Source organism: Rhizobacter sp. P2_H3 (assembly GCF_056403355.1).
The window spans coordinates 53,118-74,588 of sequence record NZ_JBFUFQ010000007.1; the positions used below are offsets into that span (position 1 = coordinate 53,118).

Annotated in this window: 23 protein-coding genes and 1 pseudogene; 15 read left to right on the plus strand and 9 right to left on the minus strand. The window is 69.6% G+C overall.

Features of this window, described 5'->3' with window-relative positions:
* Positions 1-2: 2 nt before the first annotated feature.
* The 4 genes from ssuD to ssuE form a co-directional block, all read right to left on the minus strand.
* Positions 3-1,172 (minus strand): FMNH2-dependent alkanesulfonate monooxygenase, encoded by a 1,170-nt coding sequence (ssuD, locus tag AC1D1T_RS02640; protein ID WP_477991338.1) that lies wholly within the window; start codon positions 1,170-1,172, stop codon positions 3-5.
* On the minus strand, positions 1,169-2,134 hold the full coding sequence (locus tag AC1D1T_RS02645) for a sulfonate ABC transporter substrate-binding protein (protein ID WP_477824506.1): 966 nt from the start codon (positions 2,132-2,134) through the stop codon (positions 1,169-1,171). Before AC1D1T_RS02645 ends, ssuD begins: the two co-directional genes overlap by 4 nt.
* Positions 2,131-3,114 carry a sulfonate ABC transporter substrate-binding protein gene (locus tag AC1D1T_RS02650; RefSeq protein WP_477824507.1) on the minus strand — a complete coding sequence of 328 codons (984 nt, stop codon included), beginning with the start codon at positions 3,112-3,114 and terminating at the stop codon, positions 2,131-2,133. Before AC1D1T_RS02650 ends, AC1D1T_RS02645 begins: the two co-directional genes overlap by 4 nt.
* Before the next feature lie 72 nt (positions 3,115-3,186).
* Positions 3,187-3,726 carry an NADPH-dependent FMN reductase gene (gene ssuE / locus AC1D1T_RS02655; protein ID WP_477824508.1) on the minus strand — a complete coding sequence of 180 codons (540 nt, stop codon included), beginning with the start codon at positions 3,724-3,726 and terminating at the stop codon, positions 3,187-3,189.
* A gap of 272 nt (positions 3,727-3,998) precedes the next feature.
* Here ssuE and AC1D1T_RS02660 point away from each other — a divergent pair.
* Positions 3,999-4,460: pseudogene (locus tag AC1D1T_RS02660) on the plus strand (DUF1016 N-terminal domain-containing protein); the annotation flags it as partial.
* A gap of 15 nt (positions 4,461-4,475) precedes the next feature.
* Positions 4,476-5,090: a PDDEXK nuclease domain-containing protein gene (locus AC1D1T_RS02665; protein WP_477824521.1), complete on the plus strand. Its 615-nt coding sequence runs from the start codon at positions 4,476-4,478 to the stop codon at positions 5,088-5,090.
* On the opposite strand, the gene AC1D1T_RS02670 is transcribed toward AC1D1T_RS02665, so the two are convergent.
* From AC1D1T_RS02670 to tauA, 5 genes are read right to left on the minus strand one after another with little or no spacing between them, the layout of a single operon-like run.
* Positions 5,078-6,073 carry an isopenicillin N synthase family dioxygenase gene (locus tag AC1D1T_RS02670; protein ID WP_477991340.1) on the minus strand — a complete coding sequence of 332 codons (996 nt, stop codon included), beginning with the start codon at positions 6,071-6,073 and terminating at the stop codon, positions 5,078-5,080. The two genes, AC1D1T_RS02665 and AC1D1T_RS02670, sit on opposite strands and share 13 nt — an antisense overlap.
* A 7-nt stretch (positions 6,074-6,080) precedes the next feature.
* Positions 6,081-6,581, minus strand: coding sequence for a TauD/TfdA family dioxygenase (locus tag AC1D1T_RS02675; RefSeq protein ID WP_477838929.1), 501 nt, complete (start codon positions 6,579-6,581; stop codon positions 6,081-6,083).
* On the minus strand, positions 6,581-7,447 hold the full coding sequence (tauC, locus tag AC1D1T_RS02680; protein ID WP_477824511.1) for a taurine ABC transporter permease TauC: 867 nt from the start codon (positions 7,445-7,447) through the stop codon (positions 6,581-6,583). The genes AC1D1T_RS02675 and tauC overlap by 1 nt, the downstream gene beginning before the upstream one ends.
* A gap of 9 nt (positions 7,448-7,456) precedes the next feature.
* Complete coding sequence (gene tauB / locus AC1D1T_RS02685; protein ID WP_477824512.1) at positions 7,457-8,251, minus strand: taurine ABC transporter ATP-binding subunit; 795 nt, start codon at positions 8,249-8,251, stop codon at positions 7,457-7,459.
* Between the two features lie 34 nt (positions 8,252-8,285).
* Positions 8,286-9,338, minus strand: coding sequence for a taurine ABC transporter substrate-binding protein (gene tauA / locus AC1D1T_RS02690; protein ID WP_477824513.1), 1,053 nt, complete (start codon positions 9,336-9,338; stop codon positions 8,286-8,288).
* Positions 9,339-9,534: 196 nt separating this feature from the next.
* Here tauA and AC1D1T_RS02695 point away from each other — a divergent pair, with 196 nt between their 5' ends.
* The 13 genes from AC1D1T_RS02695 to AC1D1T_RS02755 form a co-directional block, all read left to right on the plus strand.
* Positions 9,535-10,002 (plus strand): rhodanese-like domain-containing protein, encoded by a 468-nt coding sequence (locus AC1D1T_RS02695; RefSeq protein ID WP_477991342.1) that lies wholly within the window; start codon positions 9,535-9,537, stop codon positions 10,000-10,002.
* Positions 10,003-10,004: 2 nt separating this feature from the next.
* Positions 10,005-10,892, plus strand: a complete 888-nt coding sequence (gene epsC, locus AC1D1T_RS02700) for a serine O-acetyltransferase EpsC (RefSeq protein WP_465110156.1) — start codon at positions 10,005-10,007, stop codon at positions 10,890-10,892.
* Positions 10,889-11,122, plus strand: a complete 234-nt coding sequence (locus tag AC1D1T_RS02705) for a helix-turn-helix domain-containing protein (RefSeq protein ID WP_047503926.1) — start codon at positions 10,889-10,891, stop codon at positions 11,120-11,122. The genes epsC and AC1D1T_RS02705 overlap by 4 nt, the downstream gene beginning before the upstream one ends.
* A gap of 128 nt (positions 11,123-11,250) precedes the next feature.
* On the plus strand, positions 11,251-12,180 hold the full coding sequence (locus tag AC1D1T_RS02710; RefSeq protein ID WP_047503923.1) for a family 2A encapsulin nanocompartment shell protein: 930 nt from the start codon (positions 11,251-11,253) through the stop codon (positions 12,178-12,180).
* On the plus strand, positions 12,180-13,856 hold the full coding sequence (locus AC1D1T_RS02715; RefSeq protein WP_477824515.1) for a family 2A encapsulin nanocompartment cargo protein cysteine desulfurase: 1,677 nt from the start codon (positions 12,180-12,182) through the stop codon (positions 13,854-13,856). The genes AC1D1T_RS02710 and AC1D1T_RS02715 overlap by 1 nt, the downstream gene beginning before the upstream one ends.
* Before the next feature lie 116 nt (positions 13,857-13,972).
* Positions 13,973-15,346 (plus strand): pyridoxal-phosphate dependent enzyme, encoded by a 1,374-nt coding sequence (locus AC1D1T_RS02720; protein WP_477824516.1) that lies wholly within the window; start codon positions 13,973-13,975, stop codon positions 15,344-15,346.
* Entirely contained in the window at positions 15,343-16,518 is a 1,176-nt protein-coding gene (locus AC1D1T_RS02725) for a trans-sulfuration enzyme family protein (RefSeq protein ID WP_047503915.1), read from the plus strand. The genes AC1D1T_RS02720 and AC1D1T_RS02725 overlap by 4 nt, the downstream gene beginning before the upstream one ends.
* Before the next feature lie 114 nt (positions 16,519-16,632).
* Entirely contained in the window at positions 16,633-17,466 is an 834-nt protein-coding gene (locus AC1D1T_RS02730) for an ABC transporter substrate-binding protein (protein WP_047503912.1), read from the plus strand.
* Between the two features lie 101 nt (positions 17,467-17,567).
* A complete protein-coding gene (locus tag AC1D1T_RS02735; RefSeq protein WP_047503909.1) occupies positions 17,568-18,263 on the plus strand; it encodes an amino acid ABC transporter permease in 696 nt (231 codons plus the stop codon).
* A gap of 19 nt (positions 18,264-18,282) precedes the next feature.
* Positions 18,283-18,966 (plus strand): amino acid ABC transporter permease, encoded by a 684-nt coding sequence (locus AC1D1T_RS02740; RefSeq protein WP_465110150.1) that lies wholly within the window; start codon positions 18,283-18,285, stop codon positions 18,964-18,966.
* Positions 18,967-19,183: 217 nt separating this feature from the next.
* Positions 19,184-19,624, plus strand: a complete 441-nt coding sequence (locus AC1D1T_RS02745) for a chemotaxis protein CheW (protein ID WP_047503904.1) — start codon at positions 19,184-19,186, stop codon at positions 19,622-19,624.
* Complete coding sequence (locus AC1D1T_RS02750) at positions 19,621-21,093, plus strand: CheR family methyltransferase (protein ID WP_477824518.1); 1,473 nt, start codon at positions 19,621-19,623, stop codon at positions 21,091-21,093. Before AC1D1T_RS02745 ends, AC1D1T_RS02750 begins: the two co-directional genes overlap by 4 nt.
* Positions 21,090-21,471, plus strand: a 382-nt coding sequence (locus AC1D1T_RS02755) for a chemotaxis protein CheW (protein ID WP_477991344.1), incomplete at its 3' end; no start/stop codon positions are given. The genes AC1D1T_RS02750 and AC1D1T_RS02755, both read left to right, overlap by 4 nt.

Below are 21,471 nucleotides of genomic sequence, written 5' to 3' on the forward strand. Positions count from 1 at the left end.
GATCAGCTCTGCGAAACCTTGGGCACGTAGGTGTTGGCGACAATCTCGCCGAACGGGCCGGTGAGCACCTGGCCGGCCAGCCGTTCGCGCAGGTTCACCGGCAGCAGCGGGAACACCAGCTCGGCGAAGCGGTGCGCCTCTTCCAGGTGCGGGTAGCCGCTGAGGATGAAGTACTCCAGCCCGAGGGCGGCGTACTCCTGGATGCGGTCGGCCACCTGCTGCGGATCGCCCACCAGCGCGGTGCCGGCCCCGCCGCGCACCAGGCCGACGCCGGCCCACAGGTTCGGCGACACCTCCAGCCCTTCGCGCACGTTCTTCGGGTTGAATCTGCCCTTGTTCAGTTCGGCCATGCGGCGCTGGCCGACCGAATCCATCTGCGCGAACTTCTGCTGCGCACGCGCGACGGTCTCTTCGTCGAGGTGCGAGACCAGTTCGGCCGCGGCGCGCCAGGCTTCATCCTCGGTCTCGCGCACGATCACGTGCAGGCGGATGCCGAACTCCAGCGTGCGGCCGTACTTGGCGGCGCGCTGGCGGATGTCGGCCACCTTGGTCGCGACGGCCGCCGGCGGCTCGCCCCAGGTGAGGTAGGTGTCCAGCTGCTGCGYGGCGAGCTCGTGCGCTTCTTCCGACGAACCGCCGAAGAAGATCGGCGGGTAGGGCTTGTTGATCGGCGGGTACAGCACCTTGCCGCCCTTCACGCGCAGGTGCTCGCCGTCGTGGCTGACGGCTTCGTTGTCGTGGCTCTTCGCGAGCACGTCGCGCCAGATCGTCAGGAACTCGCGCGAGAGTTCATAGCGCTGCGCATGCGGCAGGAACAGGCCGTCGCCCTCCAGCTCTTCGGCATCGCCGCCGGTCACCAGGTTCACCAGCAGGCGGCCGCCCGACAGGCGGTCGAAGGTCGCGGCCATGCGCGCCGACTGCACCGGCTGCACCAGCCCCGGCCGCAGCGCGACCAGGAATTTCAGGCGCCGCGTCGCGTCGATCAAGCTCGCGGCCAGCACCCACGAGTCTTCGCAGGAGCGGCCGGTCGGCAGCAGCACGCCTTCGTAGCCCAGGCTGTCGGCCGCGATCGCGACCTGCTTGAAATAGTCGAAGGTCGCGGCGCGCGCGCCCTTGCTGGTGCCGAGGTAGCGCGAATCGCCGTGCGTGGGGATGAACCAGAGGATCTTCATAGGGACTTCGAAGTGGGAGACCAGACGATGTCGGCGACGCGCACCGCCTGCGGGAGAAGGCCGAGCCGCGCGAACGCATCGGCCACGCGCTGCTGGTCGGCGACGATCGCCGGCGTCAGCGGTGCCGCCGGCGAGACCGGGCGGCGCGAGATGAACAAATGGGTGGTCGCGAGGCTCAATCCGCTGAAGTCGGAAATCAGCTGCGCCGCCTCCTTGCGGTTGGCCTGCACCCACGCATCGGCGCGGCTCAGCTCGGCGAGCAGCGTGAGCACGGCCTGCGGGTGCTGCTCGGTGAGCGCGCGCGACGCGAGGTAGAACGAGTTGTTGCTCGACAGGTCGCGGCCGTTGGCCAGCACGCGCGGTTTCAGGTCGAGCTCGACGGCCGCGTAGTAGGGGTCCCAGATCGCCCAGGCGTCGACGCTGCCGCGCTCGAACGCGGCGCGCGCGTCGGACGGTGCGAGGTACACCGGCTGGATGTCGGACCACTGCAGCCCGGCGCGGTCGACCGCGCGCACCAGCAGGTAGTGGGCGCTCGACCCCTTCTGCAGCGCGACCTTGCGGCCCTTCAGGTCGGCCAGCGTCGCAAGCGGCGCATCGGGCTTCACGAGGAGGGCCGACGACAGCGGCTTCGGCGGCTCGGCGCCGACGTAGCGCAGGTCCTTGCCGGCGGCCTGCGCGAACACCGGCGGCGTGTCGCCGGTGAGGCCGAACTCGAGGCTGCCGACGGCCAGCGCCTCCAGCAGCTGCGGCCCGGCCGGGAACTCGATCCACTTGACGGTGCTGGCCGGGAAACGCTTTTCCAGCGCGGCCTGCTGCTTCAGCACGACGAGGTTGACGGCGGCCTTCTGGAAGCCGATGCGCAACTGGGCGGGCGCCGATTCTGCGGCGCGCGCGAACCCGGCCAGCGACGCCGCGGCCGCGCCGAGCGTCACCTGCAGCAGCTCGCGTCGCGTGCCTCTCATGGCGCGCTCGCGGTCTTCAGCGCCGTCGGCAGCGCATCGGAGATGCGGATCGCCTTCGGGATCAGCTTCAGCTCGAAGAACGCGTCGGCGATCTTCTGCTGCTGCGCGGCCACGTTCGGCGTGATCGGCACGATGCCGTACGCGAAGCGGCCGGCGGCGACCTCGGCAACGCCGACATCGAGCCCGATCTGCGGCGCGAGGAAGGCAGCCACCTCGCGGCTGTTGCCCTCGGCCCAGCGGTCGAGCCTGGCGAGTTCTTCGACGATCGCGCGGATCACCTGCGGCTGCTTGTCGGCATAGGGCCGCGACGCGAGGTAGAACTGGTGGTTCGAGACCAGCCCCTTGCCGTCGGCGAGCACGCGCGCGCCGAGCTGCTTTTCGGCCGCGGCGAGGAACGGATCCCAGATGACCCAGGCGTCGACGCTGCCGCGCTCAAAGGCGGCGCGCGCATCGGCCGGCGCGAGGAACACGGTCTGGATCTCGCTGTACTTGACGCCGGCTTTTTCCAGCGCCTTGACCAGCAGGTAATGGACGTTGGAGCCCTTGTTCAGCGCGACCTTCCTGCCCTTCAGTTCAGCGACCGAGCGGATCGGCGAATCCTTCGCGACGACGATCGCCTCGCCGGCGGGTGCGGGCGGCTGGTTCGCGACGTAGACCAGGTCGGCACCGGCCGCCTGCGCGAAGATCGGCGGCGCTTCGCCGACGGTGCCGAAATCGATCGAGCCGACGTTCAGGCCTTCGAGCAGCTGCGGGCCGGCCGGGAACTCGGTCCACTTGACGTCGACGCCCTGCGGCGCGAGGCGCTTCTCGAGGTCGCCGCGCGCCTTCAGGATCGTCAGCGTGCCGTACTTCTGGTAGCCGATGCGCAGCTCGGTGCGGGTCTGCGCGAGGGCCGGACCGGCAACGAGGCCCAGGGCCAGCGTCAGTGCAAGGCCGAGGCGGCGGTGCGTCGAGAACAGCGAGTCGATCCGCAGGTTCACGGTGGTACTTCCAGGGGTGGACGGACAGAAGGAAAAAGACACCCCGGCCCCTTGCGGCGCCGGGGTGCCGAATCACCCGGCGTTCATGGCAAGCGGGCGAGGAGACAAGGGTTGCAGCGCGCGGTCGAGGCGTTCGACCAGGGCGTCATCGGGGACGTAGCCGCCGGATTCGTGCGGCACCAGCTGCGCATCGGTGGCGAACACGCCGTCGAGGATGTCGCGTGCGCCGAGTGCGGACAGCACCGGCTTCAACGCGTAGTCGAGCGCGAGCAGGTGCGCGAGGCTGCCGCCGGTGGCCAGCGGCAGCACGGTCTTGCCGCGCAGGCCGTCGGTGGGCAGCAGGTCGAGGAACAGCTTCAGCAGGCCGCTGTACGCGGCCTTGTAGATGGGGGTGGCGACCAGCAGCAGGTCGGCATCGCGCACTTCGTCGAGCGCCGCGCGGATCGATGCGTTGTGTGAATCGGCGTGCAGCAGCGGCGCGGCGGGCAGCTCGCGCACCGCGATCAGGCTGCTGGTGTCACCCGTGCCTTCCAGGCGCGTCTGCGCGAGCTGGAGCAGCCAACCCGAACGCGATCGGAGCGAGGGACTGCCGGAAATGCTGACGATCTTCATGGCGGATCGGGCGGGGTGGTGCCCGGTGGTGACGACGAGCCGCCACGATAGGGACCGGTCGGTCTAACGCCAACGAATGAAAGTGGTTTTGCTTATTGGCTGGGCGCATAGGCCTGCCCGGCGGCCATCGCTTTTCGAGAACCCGCTATCTCGGGGATGTGACCCGGACATCTTTCACCTGACGCGCTCTGGGGCGCTTCGCGAGACTGCGCGGTCGCAACATGATCCAGCTGGGAGAAGGGGATGAAATTCAAGTTGAGTAGAGCAGTCCGATGAGCGAAACCATCGAGCCGGTCTCCAGTCCTCCGGCAACGACCTCCGAGGCAGCCTTCGGTGAAGTGGTCACGCTGATTCGAGGCGCACGTGGACGTGCCACCCGGGCAGTCAATGCCGAAGTCATTGAGCTGTACTGGCGCATCGGTCAGTACTTGCATCAACGCATCGAAGCCGATGGCTGGTCCAAGGGAACTGTCGAAAAACTCGCCGCCTACATCGCCCAACGTGAGCCGGGCCGAAATGGTTTTTCGGCCCAGAACCTCTAGCGCATGCGGCAGTTCTTCCGGGCCTACCCTCAAGACTCGAAACTCTCAACATTGCTGAGAGAGATTTCGTGGTCCTCGCATCTGCACATCCTCAGCCGCACCAAGCGCGAGGAAGAACGTGAGTTCTACATGCGCATGGCCGCCCAGCAAGGGTGGCAGGTGCGCGAAGTGGCGCGGCAAATCGACAGCGGTCTGTTCGAGCGGACCGTGCTCCATCCGCCAAAAGCCTCAACTGCGTTGAGACAGCTGCAGCCTCAAGCTGAACAGCACTTCAAGGACACCTACCTGCTCGACTTCCTGGCCCTGCCAGATCCGCACTCCGAATCAGAACTGCATCGCAGCCTGCTGATGAACCTGGGCCGTTTCCTGACGGAGCTGGGTCGGGACTTCTGCTACATCGGCAGCGAATACCCGATGCAGGTCGGCGGGCAGGACTTCATGCTGGACCTGCTCTTCTTCCACCGCGGCCTGAACTGCCTGGTGGCCATCGAACTGAAGGTCACCGCTTTCGAGCCTGAGCACCTGGGCAAGCTGAACTTCTATCTGGAGGCGCTGGACCGTGATGTGAGAAAGCCTCACGAGAATCCGGCCATCGGGCTGTTGCTGTGCACCAGCAAGGACCACGAGGTGGTGGAGTACGCGCTGAGCCGCACGCTCTCCCCGGCGCTGGTGGCGCAATACCAGACGCAGTTGCCGGACAAGCAGATGCTGGCGATGAAACTGCACGAGCTCTACGCCTTGAGTGCACCGACGACGGCGCAGGACGCCAAAAAATCAGCCGTGCGCAAGAACACGGCGCGCACGCCGCGTCACAACACCTGATCCCTCAGCTGCGGAAACACCTTCCCCACCTTCCCCAGCAGGTAGTCCCCATACGTCCCGTCGAACGCATGCGGGTTGGCCCGGTCCCAGCGCGTCGCGCTGTCGTCGTCGGCCTGCGGCAAGCCTTCGATGGGCTGCACGCGCGCATCGAAGGCCGGATCGAAGAAGAACGGGAACGACAGCCGGTCGCGGCCCGACGTGTTCAGGCGCACGCGGTGCGGCGTCGAGCGGTACAGCCCGCCGGTCATCCGGTCCAGCATGTCGCCGATGTTGCAGACGAAGCTGTGCGRCAGCGGCGGCGCCTCGATCCAGCCTTCACGCGTCCTGACCTGCAGGCCGCCGACATCGTCCTGGCGCAGCAGCGTCAGCAGGCCGTAGTCGGTGTGCTCGCCGACGCCCCACTGCGCATCGGTGCCGGCCGGCACCGGGCGCGTCGGGTAGTTGAACAGGCGGAACAGGATCAGCGGGTCGGCCGTGCAGCGTTCGGCGAAGTAGCCAGGCGGCAGCGCCAGGCTCTGCGCGATGGCACGCATCACGCGGTGGCCGAGGCCGGTCAGCGCCGCCATCGTCGCGAGCAGTGTCTCGCGGAAGCCGGCCAGCGTGGCGTGCTCCGGAAACAGGTTGCGCCCATGCACCGGCGTGCGCGCCCGCACGCGCGGATCGTCGTCGCCGAGCTCCGCGCCGAGGTACAGCCCTTCCTTCCAGTCGGGCCGACCCGAGGTCAGCTCGCCGCCCAGCGGAAAGTAGCCACGCCACGCCCGCCCACCCAGCGCCATGCGCCACTGCAGCTTGGTCGGCTCGTCGAGCGCGAAGAAGCGGCGGCTCAGGTCTTCCAGCCGGTCCATCAACGCCTCGTCGACACCATGGCCGACGACGTAGAAGAAGCCATGCGCGCGGCACGCCTCGCCGATCCGCCGCGCGACCTCCGGCTCCGGCGACGCGAGGTCGATCACCGGCACATGCTGCTGCAGCGAGAGCACCATCAGCGCATCAGAAGGGTTTGTCGCCCAGCACCGTCGCGCGGTGCATCACGCGGCGGTGCGGCAGGTAGTCGGCGGTGGCGCAGTGCTGCGTCAGGCGGTTGTCCCAGAAGGCCAGGTCGTGCAGCTTCCAGCGCCAGCGCACCGTGTGCTCCGGCTTCGCGACATGCTCGAACAGCAGCCGCAGCAGCGCGTCGCTCTCCTTCGCGGCCAGCTCGACGATGCGGGTCGTGAAGCCCTCGTTGACGAACAGGCCGCGCAGCCCGCTGACCGGGTGCGTGCGGATCACCGGGTGGATCACCGGCGGGTTCTTCGCACGCGCCTCGTCCCAGCGCACGCGCTCGTCGGGCGTGCGGGCGAAGCGGTGCGCGGGAAAGGACTTCACCATGTCATGCTCGGCCGTCAGGCCGTCGAGCATACGCTTCAGTGGTGCCGACAAGCTCTCGAAGGCCGCGATGCCGCTCGCCCACAGTGTGTCGCCGCCCGACGGCGGCAGCAGCCGCGCCGCCATCAGCCCCGCCCCTGCCACGGCACCAGCCGCCGCTGCAGCGCACGCAGCCCCAGCTCCAGCCCGAACGCGATCAGCGCGATCGTGAAGATGCCAAGCAGCACGATGTCGGTGTTCAGGAACTGCGCGGCCGACTGCACCATGAAGCCGAGGCCGCGCGTCGCGGCGACCAGCTCGGCGGCGACCAGCGTCGACCAGCCGACCCCCAGCCCGACGCGCAGCCCGGTCAGGATCTCCGGCAGCGCGCTCGGCAGCACCACGTGGCGCAGCAGCTGCCAGCGCGTCGCGCCGAAGGCCTGCGCGGCGCGGCGGCGCGTCTCGTCGACCTGGCGCACACCGGTGGCGGTCGCGATCACCAGCGGCGCGAAGATCGCGAGCGTGATCAGCAGCACCTTCGACAGCTCGCCGATGCCGAACCAGATCACGATCAGCGGCAGGTAGGCAAGCGGCGGCACCGGCCGGTAGAACTCGATCAGCGGATCGAACACGCCGCGCGCGGTGGGCGACAGGCCCATCCACAGCCCGAGCGGGATGGCGGTCAGCACCGCGATGCCGAGCGCGAGCGCCACGCGCGCCAGGCTCGCGCCGGCGTGCTGCCACAGCGTGGCGTCCATGTAGCCCTCGCCTGCCACGCGCAGGAACTTCTCCCACACCGCGGCGGGCGGCGGCAGGAACAGCGGCTCGATCCAGCGCGCCGCCGTCACCGCCTGCCACACGGCCAGCAGCACCAGCACGCTCAGCAGGCTGATCACGACGGGGCGCGACCACAGCGGCGCGGCAGCCTCGGGCCCAGCCTTCGGCCTGACGGATTCGTCGAGCGCGGCAGGCTGCGTGAGCACACGCACGGTCATCGGAGAGATCGCATCCATCGCTTCGGCTCAGTGCACCGCTTCGTCCTGCGCGAACACCGCGCCCAGCACCTGCTCACGCACCGCGACGAACTCGGGCAGCGACTTGATCGCCCGCGCCGCCTCGCCCTGCGCATGGCGGCGGCCGAAGTCCAGCGCACGTTGCTGCACGATGCGCGCCGGCCGGCGCGACAGCACCACCAGGTCGGTCGCGAGGAACACCGCCTCCTCGACGCCGTGCGTCACCAGCACGATGGTCTTGCCGGTGGCCTGCCAGACCTTCAGCAGCAGCTCCTGCATGCGCTCGCGCGTCAGCGCATCGAGGGCGCCGAACGGCTCGTCCATCAGCAGCACCTCGGGGTCGGCGGCCAGCGCGCGGGCGATACCGACGCGCTGGCGCATGCCGCCCGACAGCTCCCACACCGGCCGCGTCTCGAAGCCCTCCAGCCCGACCAGCGCGAGGAACCCGCGCGCCCTGTCCTCGCGCGCCGCGCGGCCCCCACCGCGCAGGCGCAAGGGCAGGGCGACATTGTTCAGCACGTCGAGCCAGGGCAACAGCGCGTCGTCCTGGAACACGACGCCGCGGTCCGCGCCGGGCCCGGTGATCGGGCGGCCCGACACCGACACCCGCCCGCCGCTGGGTGTCACGAACCCGGCGATGACATTCAACAAGCTGGACTTGCCGCAGCCCGAGGGCCCCAGCAGCACCGCCAGCGCGCCTTGCGGCACCTGCCAGTCGATGGCATCCAGCACGGGGGTGTTCACAGCCGTGGTCGACCCTGCAGCACCCCGGTACCCTACAGTGACCGCCTGCAGTTCGACCACGGCGTGAACTCCTTCGTGTCTCGTTGGTGCGTGTTCAGCGTGCGGTCGCGACGGCCTGGCCCGAGGCCTTGGCCGCGGCCTGCACGTGCTTCACGCTCACATAGCTGCCGTAGTCGGCCAGCACCTGGTCGACCTTGCCTTGCTCCTTCAGGAACTTCGCGGTGTCGGTCAGCGCCTTGACGGTGCCCCCGCCCAGCAAGGCCGGCGAGGCCTGCTCCGCGAGCGTCGGGAACTTCGAGCCGGCCAGCAGCTCGGGCACGTCGGCGGCGGTGGCGCCGGTCAGCTTGACGATCTTGTCGACGTTGGCCTGGTTCGCGACGAAGGCCTTCGTATCCTTGCGGTAGGCGGCATACGCCTCGCCGGTGATGCGCACGAACTGCGCGACGAACGCCGGGTTCTTCTGCGCGAAGTCACGGCGCACGATCCACGCATCGAAGGTCGGCGCACCCCAGGTCGCCACGTCGGCCGAGCTGGTCAGCAGCTTGCCGCTCTCCTTGATCTTGCCGAGCGCCGGATCCCACACATAGGCGGCGTCGATGTCGCCGCGCTGCCAGGCCGCGGTGATCTCGGTCGGGCGCAGGTTGATGACGTTGACCTTCTTCGCATCGATGCCCCAGTGCTTCAGCGCGGCCAGCAGGCTGTAGTGCGTGGTCGACACGAACGGCACCGCCACCTTCTTGCCGACCAGGTCGGCCGGCTTCGCGATGCCCGAACCGTTGCGCACGACCAGCGCCTCGGCGCTGCCGATCTCGGCGGCGACCAGGATGGTCTCGATCGGCAGCTCCCGGCTCGCGGCAGCGGCCAGCGGGCTGGAGCCGACGTAGCCGATCTGGATGTCACCCGACGCGACGGCGGTGATGACTTCGGCACCGCTCTCGAACTTGCGCCATTCGATGGCCTGGCCGGTGGCTTTCTCATAGAGGCCGTCGGCCTGCGCGACCTTGGCCGGCTCGACGACCGTCTGGTACGCGATCCGCACCGGCTGGGCTTGCGCAACGGCCGAGCCCGCGGTGGCGAACAGGCCGAGCGCGATGGCCAGGGCCTGGACGATGGAAGCACGACGGGCTGCGCGACGGGTGTGTGTCATGGTTCTCCTCCTCGGGTGTCGATGCGACTGCAAGGCCTGCACGGTACGGCGCGCCGCCGCCGATCCGAACGAAGCTTTTCGGATGTGCTCATGCCGGCTGTGCGGCGGGCGAATATCGAAGCACGCTTTTCTTCGTTCGCCGCGGCAATTGGTGGCGATAGCCTTCATTCGACATTGATCGCTGAAGGAGACCGCCATGTCCGCCGTGCTCGCAGAATTCCCCCGTCCCACCGTGCTCGAAGAGGCCCGCCAGCGCGCCCGTGACGGCCAGCTGCCGTTCGCCGGCAGCCTGTCGCCGGTCGATGCCTGGGCGCTGACCCGCAGCGGCCAGGCCGTGCTGGTCGACGTGCGCACCGCCGAAGAGCGCAAGTTCGTCGGCCACGTCGCCGAGAGCGTGCACGTGCCCTGGGCCACCGGCACCAGCCTGACGCGCAACCCGCGCTTCGTGCGCGAGCTGGAGGCCAAGGTCGCCAAGCCGGCGGTCGTGCTGCTGCTGTGCCGCAGTGGCAAGCGCTCGGCGGCGGCGGCCGAGGCCGCGACCAAGGCCGGCTTCGCGCAGGCCTTCAACGTCAGCGAAGGCTTCGAGGGCGAGCTGAACGCGCAAGGCCAGCGCGGCCACGCCGACGGCTGGCGCTTCCACGGCCTGCCGTGGATCCAGGATTGACCATGTCGGCATCTGCCTTCGACGTGGCCGAGGTCGTCGCCGGCCTGCGCGCTGCCCGCACCCGCTGGCGCGAGTCGCAGCAGCGCCAGCGCGAACCCGGCGGCCGCGAACTGCCGTCACGCGAGGCGCTGCAAGGCATCGTCGAATCGCTGCGCGGCGTGCTGTTCCCGATGCGGCTCGGCCCGCCCGACCTGCGCCAGGACAGTGAGGACTGGTACATCGGCCACACGCTCGACACGCTGCTGCATGCGCTGTGCGCGCAGGTGAAGCTCGAGCTGCGCCATGCCGGCCGGCACGAGGTCGACGCCGAAGACCTGGTGCGCCGCTTCGCCGCGTCGCTGCCCGCGATCCGCGGCCTGCTCGACAGCGACGTGCTGGCCGCCTTCCACGGCGACCCGGCCGCACGCAGCGTCGACGAGGTGCTGCTGTGCTACCCCGGCATCGACGCGATGGTGCACCACCGCGTCGCGCACCGGCTGTACGAGCTGGGCGTGCCGCTGCTGGCGCGCATCGTCGCCGAGCTGGCGCACGGCCGCACCGGCATCGACATCCACCCGGGCGCGACCATCGGCGCCGGCTTCTTCATCGACCACGGCACCGGCGTCGTGATCGGCGAGACCGCGGTGATCGGCGAGCGGGTGCGCGTCTACCAGGCGGTGACGCTGGGCGCGAAGCGCTTCCCGACCGACGACGACGGCAAGATCCGCAAGGGTCTCGCACGCCACCCGCAGGTGGAGGACGACGTGGTGATCTACGCCGGCGCGACGCTGCTGGGCCGCATCGTGATCGGCCGCGGCTCGACGATCGGCGGCAATGTGTGGGTCACCGACGACGTGCCGCCGGGCAGCCAGGTGACACAGGCGACTACAAGACAGGACCGCCGGCCATGACCCATACCTTGCGCCAACGCTTCGGCCAGGTCGTGCGCGTGACCCGCGAGGACCGCGGCTGGTCGCAGGAGCAGCTCGCCGGCCGCGCCGACCTGAACCGCTCCTACCTCGGCGAGATCGAGCGCGGCACCGTGATGCCGTCGATCGAGACCGCCGCCAAGCTCGCCGCGGCGCTGGGCATCAGCCTGTCGTCGCTGATCGCGCGCTTCGAACTGGGGACGCCCGCCTGATGACATGACACGCGAGTCACCCTTTGATGGCGATAGCCGGTTGATCGGCGCACGGGCGCTGGCGACACTGCGCCCGCTTATCTGATCCCCGCATAACTTCATTCGTTTTTCGTTTCAGGAGTTCCTCCATGGCTGACACCCAGCAACAGCTGGCCCTTGGCGACAACGCCGCCCGGCAACTTGCCAACGCGACCAAGACGGCACCGACCCTCGCGACGCTGACGCCGCGCTGGCTGACGCACCTGTTGCAGTGGGTGCCGGTCGAGGCCGGCATCTACCGCCTGAACACGGTCAAGAACCCGCAGGACGTGCTGGTGGCCTGCTCGTCGCAGCGCGACGAGGGCGAGCTGCCCAGCACCTACGTCGACTACGACGAGCAGCCGCGCGAGTACTTCCTGAACGCGGTCAGCACCGTGCTGGACGTGCACACCCGCATCTCCGACCTCTACAGCAGCCCGCACGACCAGATCAAGGAGCAGCTGCGCCTGACGATCGAGACCATCAAGGAGCGCCAGGAGAGCGAGCTGATCAACAACCCGGACTACGGGCTGCTCGCCAGCGTCGCCGACGAACAGCGCGTGTTCCCGCTGACCGGCGCGCCGACGCCCGACGACCTGGACGAGTTGCTGAGCAAGGTGTGGAAGGAGCCGGCGTTCTTCCTGACGCACCCGCTGGCCATCGCCGCGTTCGGCCGCGAATGCACCCGCCGCGGCGTGCCGCCGCCGACCGTCAGCCTGTTCGGCTCGCAGTTCATCACCTGGCGCGGCATCCCGCTGATCCCGTCCGACAAGGTGCCGGTGGCGGACGGCAAGAGCAAGATCCTGCTGCTGCGCGTCGGCGAGAAGCGCCAGGGCGTCGTCGGGCTGTACCAGCCGGGCCTCGCCGGCGAGCAGAGCCCGGGGCTGTCGGTGCGCTTCATGGGCATCAACCGCAACGCGATCTCGTCGTACCTGATCTCGCTGTACTGCTCGCTCGCGGTGCAGGTGCCTGATGCGCTGGCCGTGCTCGAGGATGTCGAGATCGGCAAGTTCCACGAGTATCCCGACACGTACAAGTGATGAGCACGATCGACGCGTTCGACCCCGCAGCGATCGCGAAGCTGGCGGGGGAACTCTTCGCGAACTGGCCCGGGGCTGCACCGGCGGCTCCGTCATTCGCTCCCTCGGTGCCGGCGAATGCGCACCCGGCCGGCTTCACGCCGCCGCCGGGCAGCAGCGGCCCGGCCACACCGAACGTGCAGCCGCTCACCGCCGCCGTTCCTGGTGGCAACCTGGTGCCGAGCTCGCCGCAGCATCCGGCCGCGTTGGCGGCGCAGCTGCCGTCGTCGCTGCCGCATGCGCCGGCCGGCAACGGCGTGCCCGACCTGGGCTACACCGCGGCGCCGGCCTGGGACGGCCGCTTCGGCAGCTCGTCCGCCGGTGTGGCACCGGCCTCGCCGTCGTTCTACTTCCTCGAGACGCCGCGCCATCCCGGGCAGCGCGCGCTGGGCGAGCCCAGCCATGCGGCGCCGCTGAAGCCGGCCTTCGACGTCAACGCGGTGCGGCGCGACTTCCCGATCCTGCAGGAGCGCGTCAACGGCCGGCCGCTGGTCTGGTTCGACAACGCCGCCACCACGCAGAAGCCGCAATCGGTGATCGACCGCATCAGCCACTTCTACGAGCACGAGAACTCGAACATCCACCGCGCGGCGCACGAGCTGGCCGCGCGCGCAACCGATGCGTACGAAGGTGCGCGCAAGACGGTGCAGCGCTTCCTCGGCGCCGCGTCGGTCGACGAGATCGTGTTCGTGCGCGGCACCACCGAGGCGATCAACCTGGTCGCCAAGAGCTGGGGCGCGAAGAACATCGGCGCCGGCGACGAGATCATCGTCTCGCATCTGGAGCACCACGCCAACATCGTGCCGTGGCAGCAGCTCGCGGCCGAGAAGGGCGCGGTGCTGCGCGTGATCCCGGTCGACGACCGCGGGCAACTGAAGCTCGACGAGTACCGCAAGCTGCTCGGCCCGAAGACGAAGCTGGTGTCGGTGACGCAGGTATCGAACGCGCTCGGCACGGTGGTGCCGGTGCAGGAGATCGTCGCGCTCGCCCGCGCGGCCGGCGCGAAGGCGCTGGTCGACGGCGCGCAGTCGGTGTCGCACATGCGGGTCGACGTGCGCGCGATCGATGCGGACTTCTTCGTGTTCTCCGGCCACAAGCTGTTCGGCCCGACCGGCATCGGCGTGCTGTACGGCAAGCAGGAGATCCTGGAGGACATGCCGCCGTGGCAGGGCGGCGGCAACATGATCGCCGACGTGACCTTCGAGAAGACGGTCTACCACGGCGCACCGACGCGCTTCGAGGCCGGCACCGGCAACATCGCCGATGCGGTCGGGCTGGGCGCGGCGATCGACTATGTGCAGCGGCTCGGGCTGGATGCGATCGCGCAGTACGAGCACGCGCTGCTCGGCTACGCGACGCACGCATTGCAGCCGATCCCCGGCGTGCGGCTGGTCGGTACCGCGCAAGACAAGGCGAGCGTGCTGTCGTTCGTGCTCGACGGGTACTCGACCGACCAGGTCGGGCAGGCGCTGAACCGCGAGGGCATCGCGGTGCGCACCGGCCACCATTGCGCGCAGCCGATCCTGCGCCGCTTCGGGCTCGAAGCGACGGTGCGGCCGTCGCTGGCGTTCTACAACACCTGCGAGGAAGTGGATCGCTTCATCGCGGTGGTGAAGCAACTCGCGAACCGGCGATAACCCCGCTGGTAGCCCGGATGCCAATCCGGGTTCGTGCACACACCCCGGATTAGCATCCGGGCTACGAGGCGCGTGCTCACGAGGCGCGCGTCTTCATTCATTCTGGAGACAAACCCATGAACGCCACGACCCACCCCGCCGTGCTCGACCTGATCGGCAACACGCCGCTGGTGCGCGTGACGCGCCTCGACACCGGCCCGTGCACGCTGCTGCTGAAGCTCGAATCGCAGAACCCCGGCGGCTCGATCAAGGACCGCATCGGCGTCTCGATGATCGAGGCCGCCGAGCGCGACGGCCTGCTGCAACCCGGCGGCACCGTCGTCGAGGCGACCGCCGGCAACACCGGCCTGGGCCTCGCGCTGGTGGCGCGCGCCAAGGGCTACCGCGTCGTGCTGGTCGTGCCCGACAAGATGTCGACCGAGAAGGTGCTGCACCTGAAGGCGCTCGGCGCCGAAGTGCACACGACGCGCTCCGACGTCGGCAAGGGCCACCCGGCCTACTACCAGGACTATGCCGCGCGCCTCGCGAAGGAGATCCCCGGCTCGTTCTTCGCCGACCAGTTCAACAACCCGAACAACCCCCTCGCCCATGAACGCGGCACCGGGCCCGAGCTGTGGGAGCAGAGCGGCCACGACCTCGACGCGATCGTCGTCGGCGTCGGCTCGTCGGGCACGCTGACCGGGCTGACGCGCTACTTCCGCACCGCGCAGCCGAAGCTCGAATTCGTGCTCGCCGACCCGGTGGGTTCCATCCTCGCCGACCAGGTGCTGACCGGCACCCATGGCCCGGCCGGCTCCTGGGCCGTGGAGGGCATCGGCGAAGACTTCATCCCGCCGATCGCCGACCTGTCCGGCATCAAGCACGCGTACTCCATTTCGGACGAAGAGAGCTTCGCGACCTCGCGCGAGCTGCTGCGCGCCGAAGGCCTGATGGGCGGTTCATCCACCGGCACGCTGCTGGCCACCGCGCTGCGCTTCTGCCGTGCGCAGACGAAGCCGCTGCGCGTCGCGACCTTCGTCTGCGACACCGGCACGCGCTACCTGTCGAAGGTCTACAACGACAGCTGGATGATCGACGAGGGCCTGCTCGCCCGCACGCAGTACGGTGACCTGCGCGACATCGTCGCGCGCCGGCCCGACGAGGGCGGCGTCGTCAGCGTGACGCCCGACGACACGCTGCTGACCGCGTTCCAGCGCATGCGCCTGGCCGACGTGTCGCAGCTGCCGGTGCTCGACGGCACCCGGCTCGCCGGCGTGATCGACGAGTCCGACGTGCTGATGCAGCTGCAGGGCGACCCGGCGCACTACGGCAACACCGTCAGCTCGGCGATGAGCGCCGCGCTGGAGACGCTGCGCCCCGGCTCGAGCATCGCCGCGCTGCGCCAGGTGCTGGACCGCGGCCTGGTCGCGATCGTCGCCGACGGCGATACATTCCACGGCCTGATCACCCGCTTCGATCTCCTGAACCACCTCCGCAAGGCACGCCGATGAGCTCCAAGGACACCCACCAGTTCGCGACCCGCGTGATCCACGCCGGCCAGTCGCCCGACCCGACGACCGGCGCGATCATGCCGCCGATCTACGCGACCTCGACCTACGTGCAGCAGAGCCCCGGCGTGCACAAGGGCCTGGACTACGGGCGCTCGCACAACCCGACGCGCTGGGCGCTGGAGCGCTGCGTCGCCGACCTCGAAGGCGGCACGCGCGCGTTCGCGTTCGCCTCCGGGCTGGCCGCGATCTCGACCACGCTGGAGCTGCTGGACGCCGGCGCGCACATCATCGCGAGCGACGACCTGTACGGCGGCACCTTCCGCCTGTTCGACAAGGTGCGCACGCGCAGCGCGGGCCACCGGTTCAGCTTCGTCGACCTGTCCGATCCGCAGGCGCTGCGCGCCGCGATCCGGCCGGAGACGAAGATGGTCTGGGTCGAGACGCCGAGCAACCCGATGCTGAAGCTGACCGACCTGGAGGCTATCGCCCGCATCGCGCATGAGCACGGCCTGCTGGCGGCGGCGGACAACACCTTCGCGAGCCCGTACGTGCAGCGCCCGCTGGAGCACGGCTTCGACGTGGTCGTGCACTCGAGCACCAAGTACCTGAACGGGCATTCGGACGTCATCGGGGGCGTCGCGGTGGTCGGGCAGCGCGCCGAAGCGGCCGGCCATGCGGAGCGCCTGGGCTTCCTGCAGAACGCGGTCGGCGCGATCGCCGGGCCGTTCGACAGCTTCCTGACGCTGCGCGGCGTCAAGACCCTGGCGCTGCGCATGCAGCGGCACGGCGAGAACGCATCGGCCCTCGCGCAATGGCTGGAGCGCCACCCGAAGGTCGCGCGCGTGCACTACCCGGGCCTCGAATCGCACCCGCAGCATGCGCTCGCGAAGCGCCAGATGCAGGGCTTCGGCGGCATGCTGTCGGTCACGCTGAAGACCGACCTGGCCGGCTCGCGCCGCTTCCTCGAGGCCTGCGAGGTGTTCTCGCTGGCCGAGAGCCTGGGCGGCGTCGAGAGCCTGATCGAGCACCCGGCGCTGATGACCCACGCGACGATCCCGGCCGAGCAGCGCGCGCAGCTGGGCATCAGCGATGCGCTGGTGCGGCTGAGTGTCGGCATCGAGGACCTGGCCGACCAGCGGGCCGACCTGGAGGGGGCGCTGGCGCGCATCTGAGCCGGAGCATCCAACCAACACGCCTTTGCTTATCCGGATTCAGTCGTTCGCGGATCGATCAGGCTTCGGTAGTCTGCGAACCCTGATTCCAACAACATGCTGAAGAGAACCCTCATGCAAAAACGCCTGTTCCTGTCCACGCTGGTCGCGGCCGCCGCCGCGGTGTTCTCGGTCGGCGCCCATGCCGACCAGCTCGCCGACATCCAGAAGAAGGGCGAGATCGTCATCGGCGTGCTCGGCACCGACGAACCGAACAGCTTCGTCGACCCGAAGACCCGCGACGTGGTCGGCTACGAGGTCGACATCGGCCGCGCGATTGCTGCCAAGCTGGGCGTGAAGCCGGTGTTCAAGCAGCTCGCCGTCGCCGCGCGCATCCCCGAGCTGCAACAAGGCCGCGTCGACCTGCTGGCCGCCTCGCTCACGCACAACAAGGAACGCGAGGCGCTGATCGACTTCTCGCTGACCACCTTCGTGACCGGCCAGAAGGTGCTGGTGAAGAAGGACAGCGGCATCTCGCAGTTGTCGCAGCTGGGCGGCAAGAAGGTGCTGACCGTCAAGGGCGGCACGCAGGAGCCGAACATCCGCAAGGCGGTGCCCACCGTCGACGTCGTCACCTTCGAGACCACGCAGCAGGCCTTCCTCGCACTGCAGCAGGGCAAGGGCGTCGGCTACGTCAATGACGAAGCCTCGCTGATCGACGACTTCGGCAAGCTCGGCCCGGCCGCGAAGAACTACCTGATCATCCCGCAGAGCATCAGCACCGAAGCACTGGCGCTGGGCATCCGCAAGGGCGAGGCCGGCGTGAAGGGCGTCGTCGACGGCGTGCTGCGCGACCTGGAGAAATCGGGCGAGGCCGACAAGCTGTTCCAGAAGTGGTACGGGCCGAACACGCGCCTGAAGTTCCAGTCGCGGGACTTCAAGTTTGTTTCCGACAAGATCGACGGTTAAGCTCGGCTGAAACCTGAATCGGTGCCTCGCCCTCTCACGGGGGCGAGGCACTTTGTTGTTGGGCCGACTTTTCCGCAGTCTTCGCCGTACTTTCCTTCGCCGTGCCTTCCTTCGACTTCTCCCTGCTGCTGTCCGGCCAGTACCACGATGCGCTGGTGGCCGGCTTCGTGCTGTCGCTGCAGCTGACCGCCGTCACGCTGGTGCTGGCGGTGCCGCTGGCCACCACGGTCGCGATGCTGCGGCTGTCGCCGTCGCGGGTGCTGCGCGCCATCGGGGTGTCGTACGTCGAAGCGATCCGCAACGTGCCGCTGCTCGCGCACATGCTGTTCTGGTACTTCGGTGCACCCGAGATGCTGCCCGAGGCGCTGAAGCAGCGCCTGTACGCCACCAACATCGAGGCGATCAGCGCGGTGGCGGCGCTCACGCTCTACACCGCCGCCTACATGGCCGAGGACATCCGCAGCGGCATCCGTGCGGTGCCGCCGGGGCAGATGGAGGCGAGCCGCGCGCTCGGGCTGGGCTTCCTGCAGTCGATGCAGCTGGTGATCCTGCCGCAGGCGGTGCGCATCACGGTGCCGCCGCTGATCTCGCAGACGCTGAACCTGTGGAAGAACACCAGCATCGCCACCGTGATCGGCGTCGCCGAGATGATGTACCGCGCGGCGCAGGTCGAATCGGCGACCTTCCGCAGCGTCGAGGCCTTCGCGTTCGCGACCGCGGCCTACCTGACGATCTCGCTCACCATCACCGGCCTCGCGAGCTGGTACCAGCACCGCTGGCCGGTGCGCTCCAGGTGATGCCACAGATGAGCGCGCGATGATCGAGCTGATCCAGACCTACTGGCTCTACTTCCTGATCGGCCAGTACCCGAACGGGCCGCTGGGCGGGCTCGCACTGACGGTGCTGCTGGCCGCGCTCGGCCTGGTGCTGGCGTTCCCGCTCGGGCTGCTGCTGGGGCTGGCCCGCATCAGCGAGCACCGCGCGCTGCGCTGGCCGGTCACCGCGCTGGTGTTCGCGGTGCGCGGCATCCCGCTGCTGATGGTGGTGTTCTGGGCCTACTTCTTCCTGCCCAGCGTCACCGGCCACAAGACCGACCAGTTCACGACGATGTTGATCGCGCTGGTGGTGTTCGACGGCGTCTACATCGCCGAGATCGTGCGCGCCGGCGTGCGCGGCATCCCGGACGGCCAGATGCACGCGGCACGCTCGCTCGGCTTCGGCCGCTTCGGCGCGCTGCGCTACGTGATCCTGCCGCAGGCGCTGCGCCACATGCTGCCGTCGCTGGTGAACCAGTTCGTCTCGACGATCAAGGAGACCTCGCTCGGCTACATCATCGGGTTGACCGAGGTCGCGTTCATCACGACGCAGATCAACACGCAGGTGTTCACGAAGCCGGTGCAGGTGTATGCGACGCTGGCCGTCACCTACTTCGTGCTGTGCTTCGGCTTGTCGCGCGTGGCGTATGTCATGGAGCGGCGGCTCGCGACGACGCGCGCCTGACCACCAGGCGCTGCCTGCTGGCACTGGGGGAAATTGCCCCCCGGCGTCTTCGAATACGCGCTATAACATTCCCGTCAAACGAAGAGACAACTTCGCAGAGTCCCGAAACGGACTGTCAGGGAGCTGACGACGATGACCGAGCCGCTTGTGCGCGCGTTCGTCGTCACCGGGTGCGTGTCATGGCGTCGGCGGGCCTGAGCCTGCCAGCGGAAGCCCGGTGGACGATCGCCACGCCGAACTGTCGCTGATCTGCCGCGTGCGGACATGGCGATGCGCCCTTGCGCTGAGCGAGGTGGTCGAAACCCTGCGCCCGCTGCCGGTCGAGGCGGTGGCCGGTGCCCCCTTCTTCATGCGCGGCCTGGCCCTGGTGCGCGGTCTGGCGTTGCCGGTGATCGACGCCGCGCGCCTGCTCGATGGCATCGACGCGGTGAGTGCGCCGCGCCGCTTCGTCGTGCTGCGCACCGGCGAGCGCCGTGTCGTGCTGGCGGTCGACGAGGTGCTCGGCGTGCGCGCCGTGCCGATCGATGCACAGCACCCGCTGCCGCCCTTGCTCGACGAGGCCGGCCGTGACGCCGTCGCCTGCATCGGCCGGCTGGACGCCGAGCTGCTGCTGGTGCTGGACAACGCGCGGCTGCTGTCCGACGAGGTGCTGGCATGACGGTTCGCACCGAGCGCTTCCAGGCCTTGGTGGCACGGCGCTTCGGCCTGCAGTTCGAGACCGACCGGCTGGGCTGGCTGGACGGCGTGCTGCAGCGCCAGCTCGACACGGCCGGCATCGGCTGCGAGCACTACCTGGCCGAGCTCGCCACGCCGTCGGACAACCCGGCCGCCGACGATCGCTTCAGCGCGCTGGTGCAGGAGCTGACGGTGCCGGAAACCTACTTCTTCCGCCACCTCGACCAGCTGCGTGCGTTGCGCGACCAGGTGCTGCCCGGCGTGCCGCGCGGCGCGGACGGCGGGCGCTGCCTGCGCGTCCTGTCGGCGGGCTGCGCGTCCGGCGAAGAGGCGTACTCGATCGCCATGCTGCTGCGGGAGGCGCTGCCCGCAGCGTCCTGCACGCTGGCCGTGCTCGGCCTCGACCTCAACCCCGAGATGATCGAGCGGGCCCGCCGCGCGCGCTATTCGGAATGGTCGCTGCGCGAGACCCCGCAGCCGCTGCGCGAGCGCTGGTTCCAGCGCGACGGGGCCGACTTCGTGCTCGATGCCGAGGCCCGCGGCGCGGTCCGTTTCGAGCCGCGCAACCTGTGCGCGGACGACCCCGCGTTCTGGCAACCCGGTTCGTACGACGTGGTGTTCTGCCGCAACGTGCTGATGTACCTCACGCCCGACGACGCGCGGGCCGTGGTGGCGCGCTTCGCGCGGGCGCTGGTGCCGGGCGGCCACCTGTTCCTCGGCCACGCCGAGACACTGCGCCGGCTGTCGGATGACTTCGACCTGCGCCACACGCACGACACGTTCTACTACCAGCGCAAGCCGGGCACGCTGCCGGCCGCCGCGGCGCCACGCGCGCCTGCCGCCGCCACCGAATGGGTGCAGGCGATCGACCATTCCTCCGAGCGCATCCGTCAGCTGACCGTGCCGGGTACACCGCCGCCCCGGGCCGACCCCGGCGATGTGCCGGGCGCGCGGCCGCTGGTGCAGGCGCTCGAGCTGTTCGCGGCGGAGCGCTTCACGCAGGCCCTCGACGTGCTGCAGGCCCTGCCGCCGGCGGCCGCGCCGGACCCCGAATCGCAGCTGCTGCAGGCGGTGCTGCTGACCCACGTCGGCCGCTTCGCCGAGGCCGAGGCGGCCGGCCGCGCGCTGCTGGCCACCGACCCGGCGAACGCCGGAGCGCACTACGTGCTCGCGCAGTGCCGCGAAGGGGTCGGTGACCCGGCCGGTGCCGCCGAATGCCACCGGCTGGCGGCCTGGCTGGACCCGGACTTCGCGATGCCGCGCCTGCACCTGGGCCTGCTGGCGCGCCGTCGCGGCGACATGCGCGCGGCGCGGCGCGAACTCGCCCAGGCGCTCGCGCTGCTGCAGCGCGAGGCGGCGTCGCGCCTGCACCTGTTCGGCGGCGGCTTCGACCGCAATGCGCTGCTCGCGCTGTGCCGCACCCAGTTGCACGCCTGCGGAGCCTGGCCATGAGGTCCGTCGCCACCAGCACCGCCGAGCAGCTGCGGCAGGCCTTCGACGCCTCGTTCGCCGAGCCGCTGCGCGCCGATGCCGAGCCGCCGGACGACTTCCTCGCGATCCAGGTCGATGCCGACCCGCATGCGCTGCGCCTGGCCGACGTCGCCAGCGTGCTGCTGCTGGACGCGGTCACGCCGCTGCCGAGCCCGCTGCCGGAGCTGCTCGGCGTGATCGGCTTTCGCGGCGGGCTGCTGCCGCTGTACGACCTGCGGGCCGTGCTGGGCTACGCCGGCCAGCGGCCGGCGCGCTGGGCGGTGGTGGCGGCCGCCGCGCCGCTCGCGCTGGCGTTCGACAGCTTCGACGGCCACCTGCGGGTGCCGCGCGGCGCGGCCC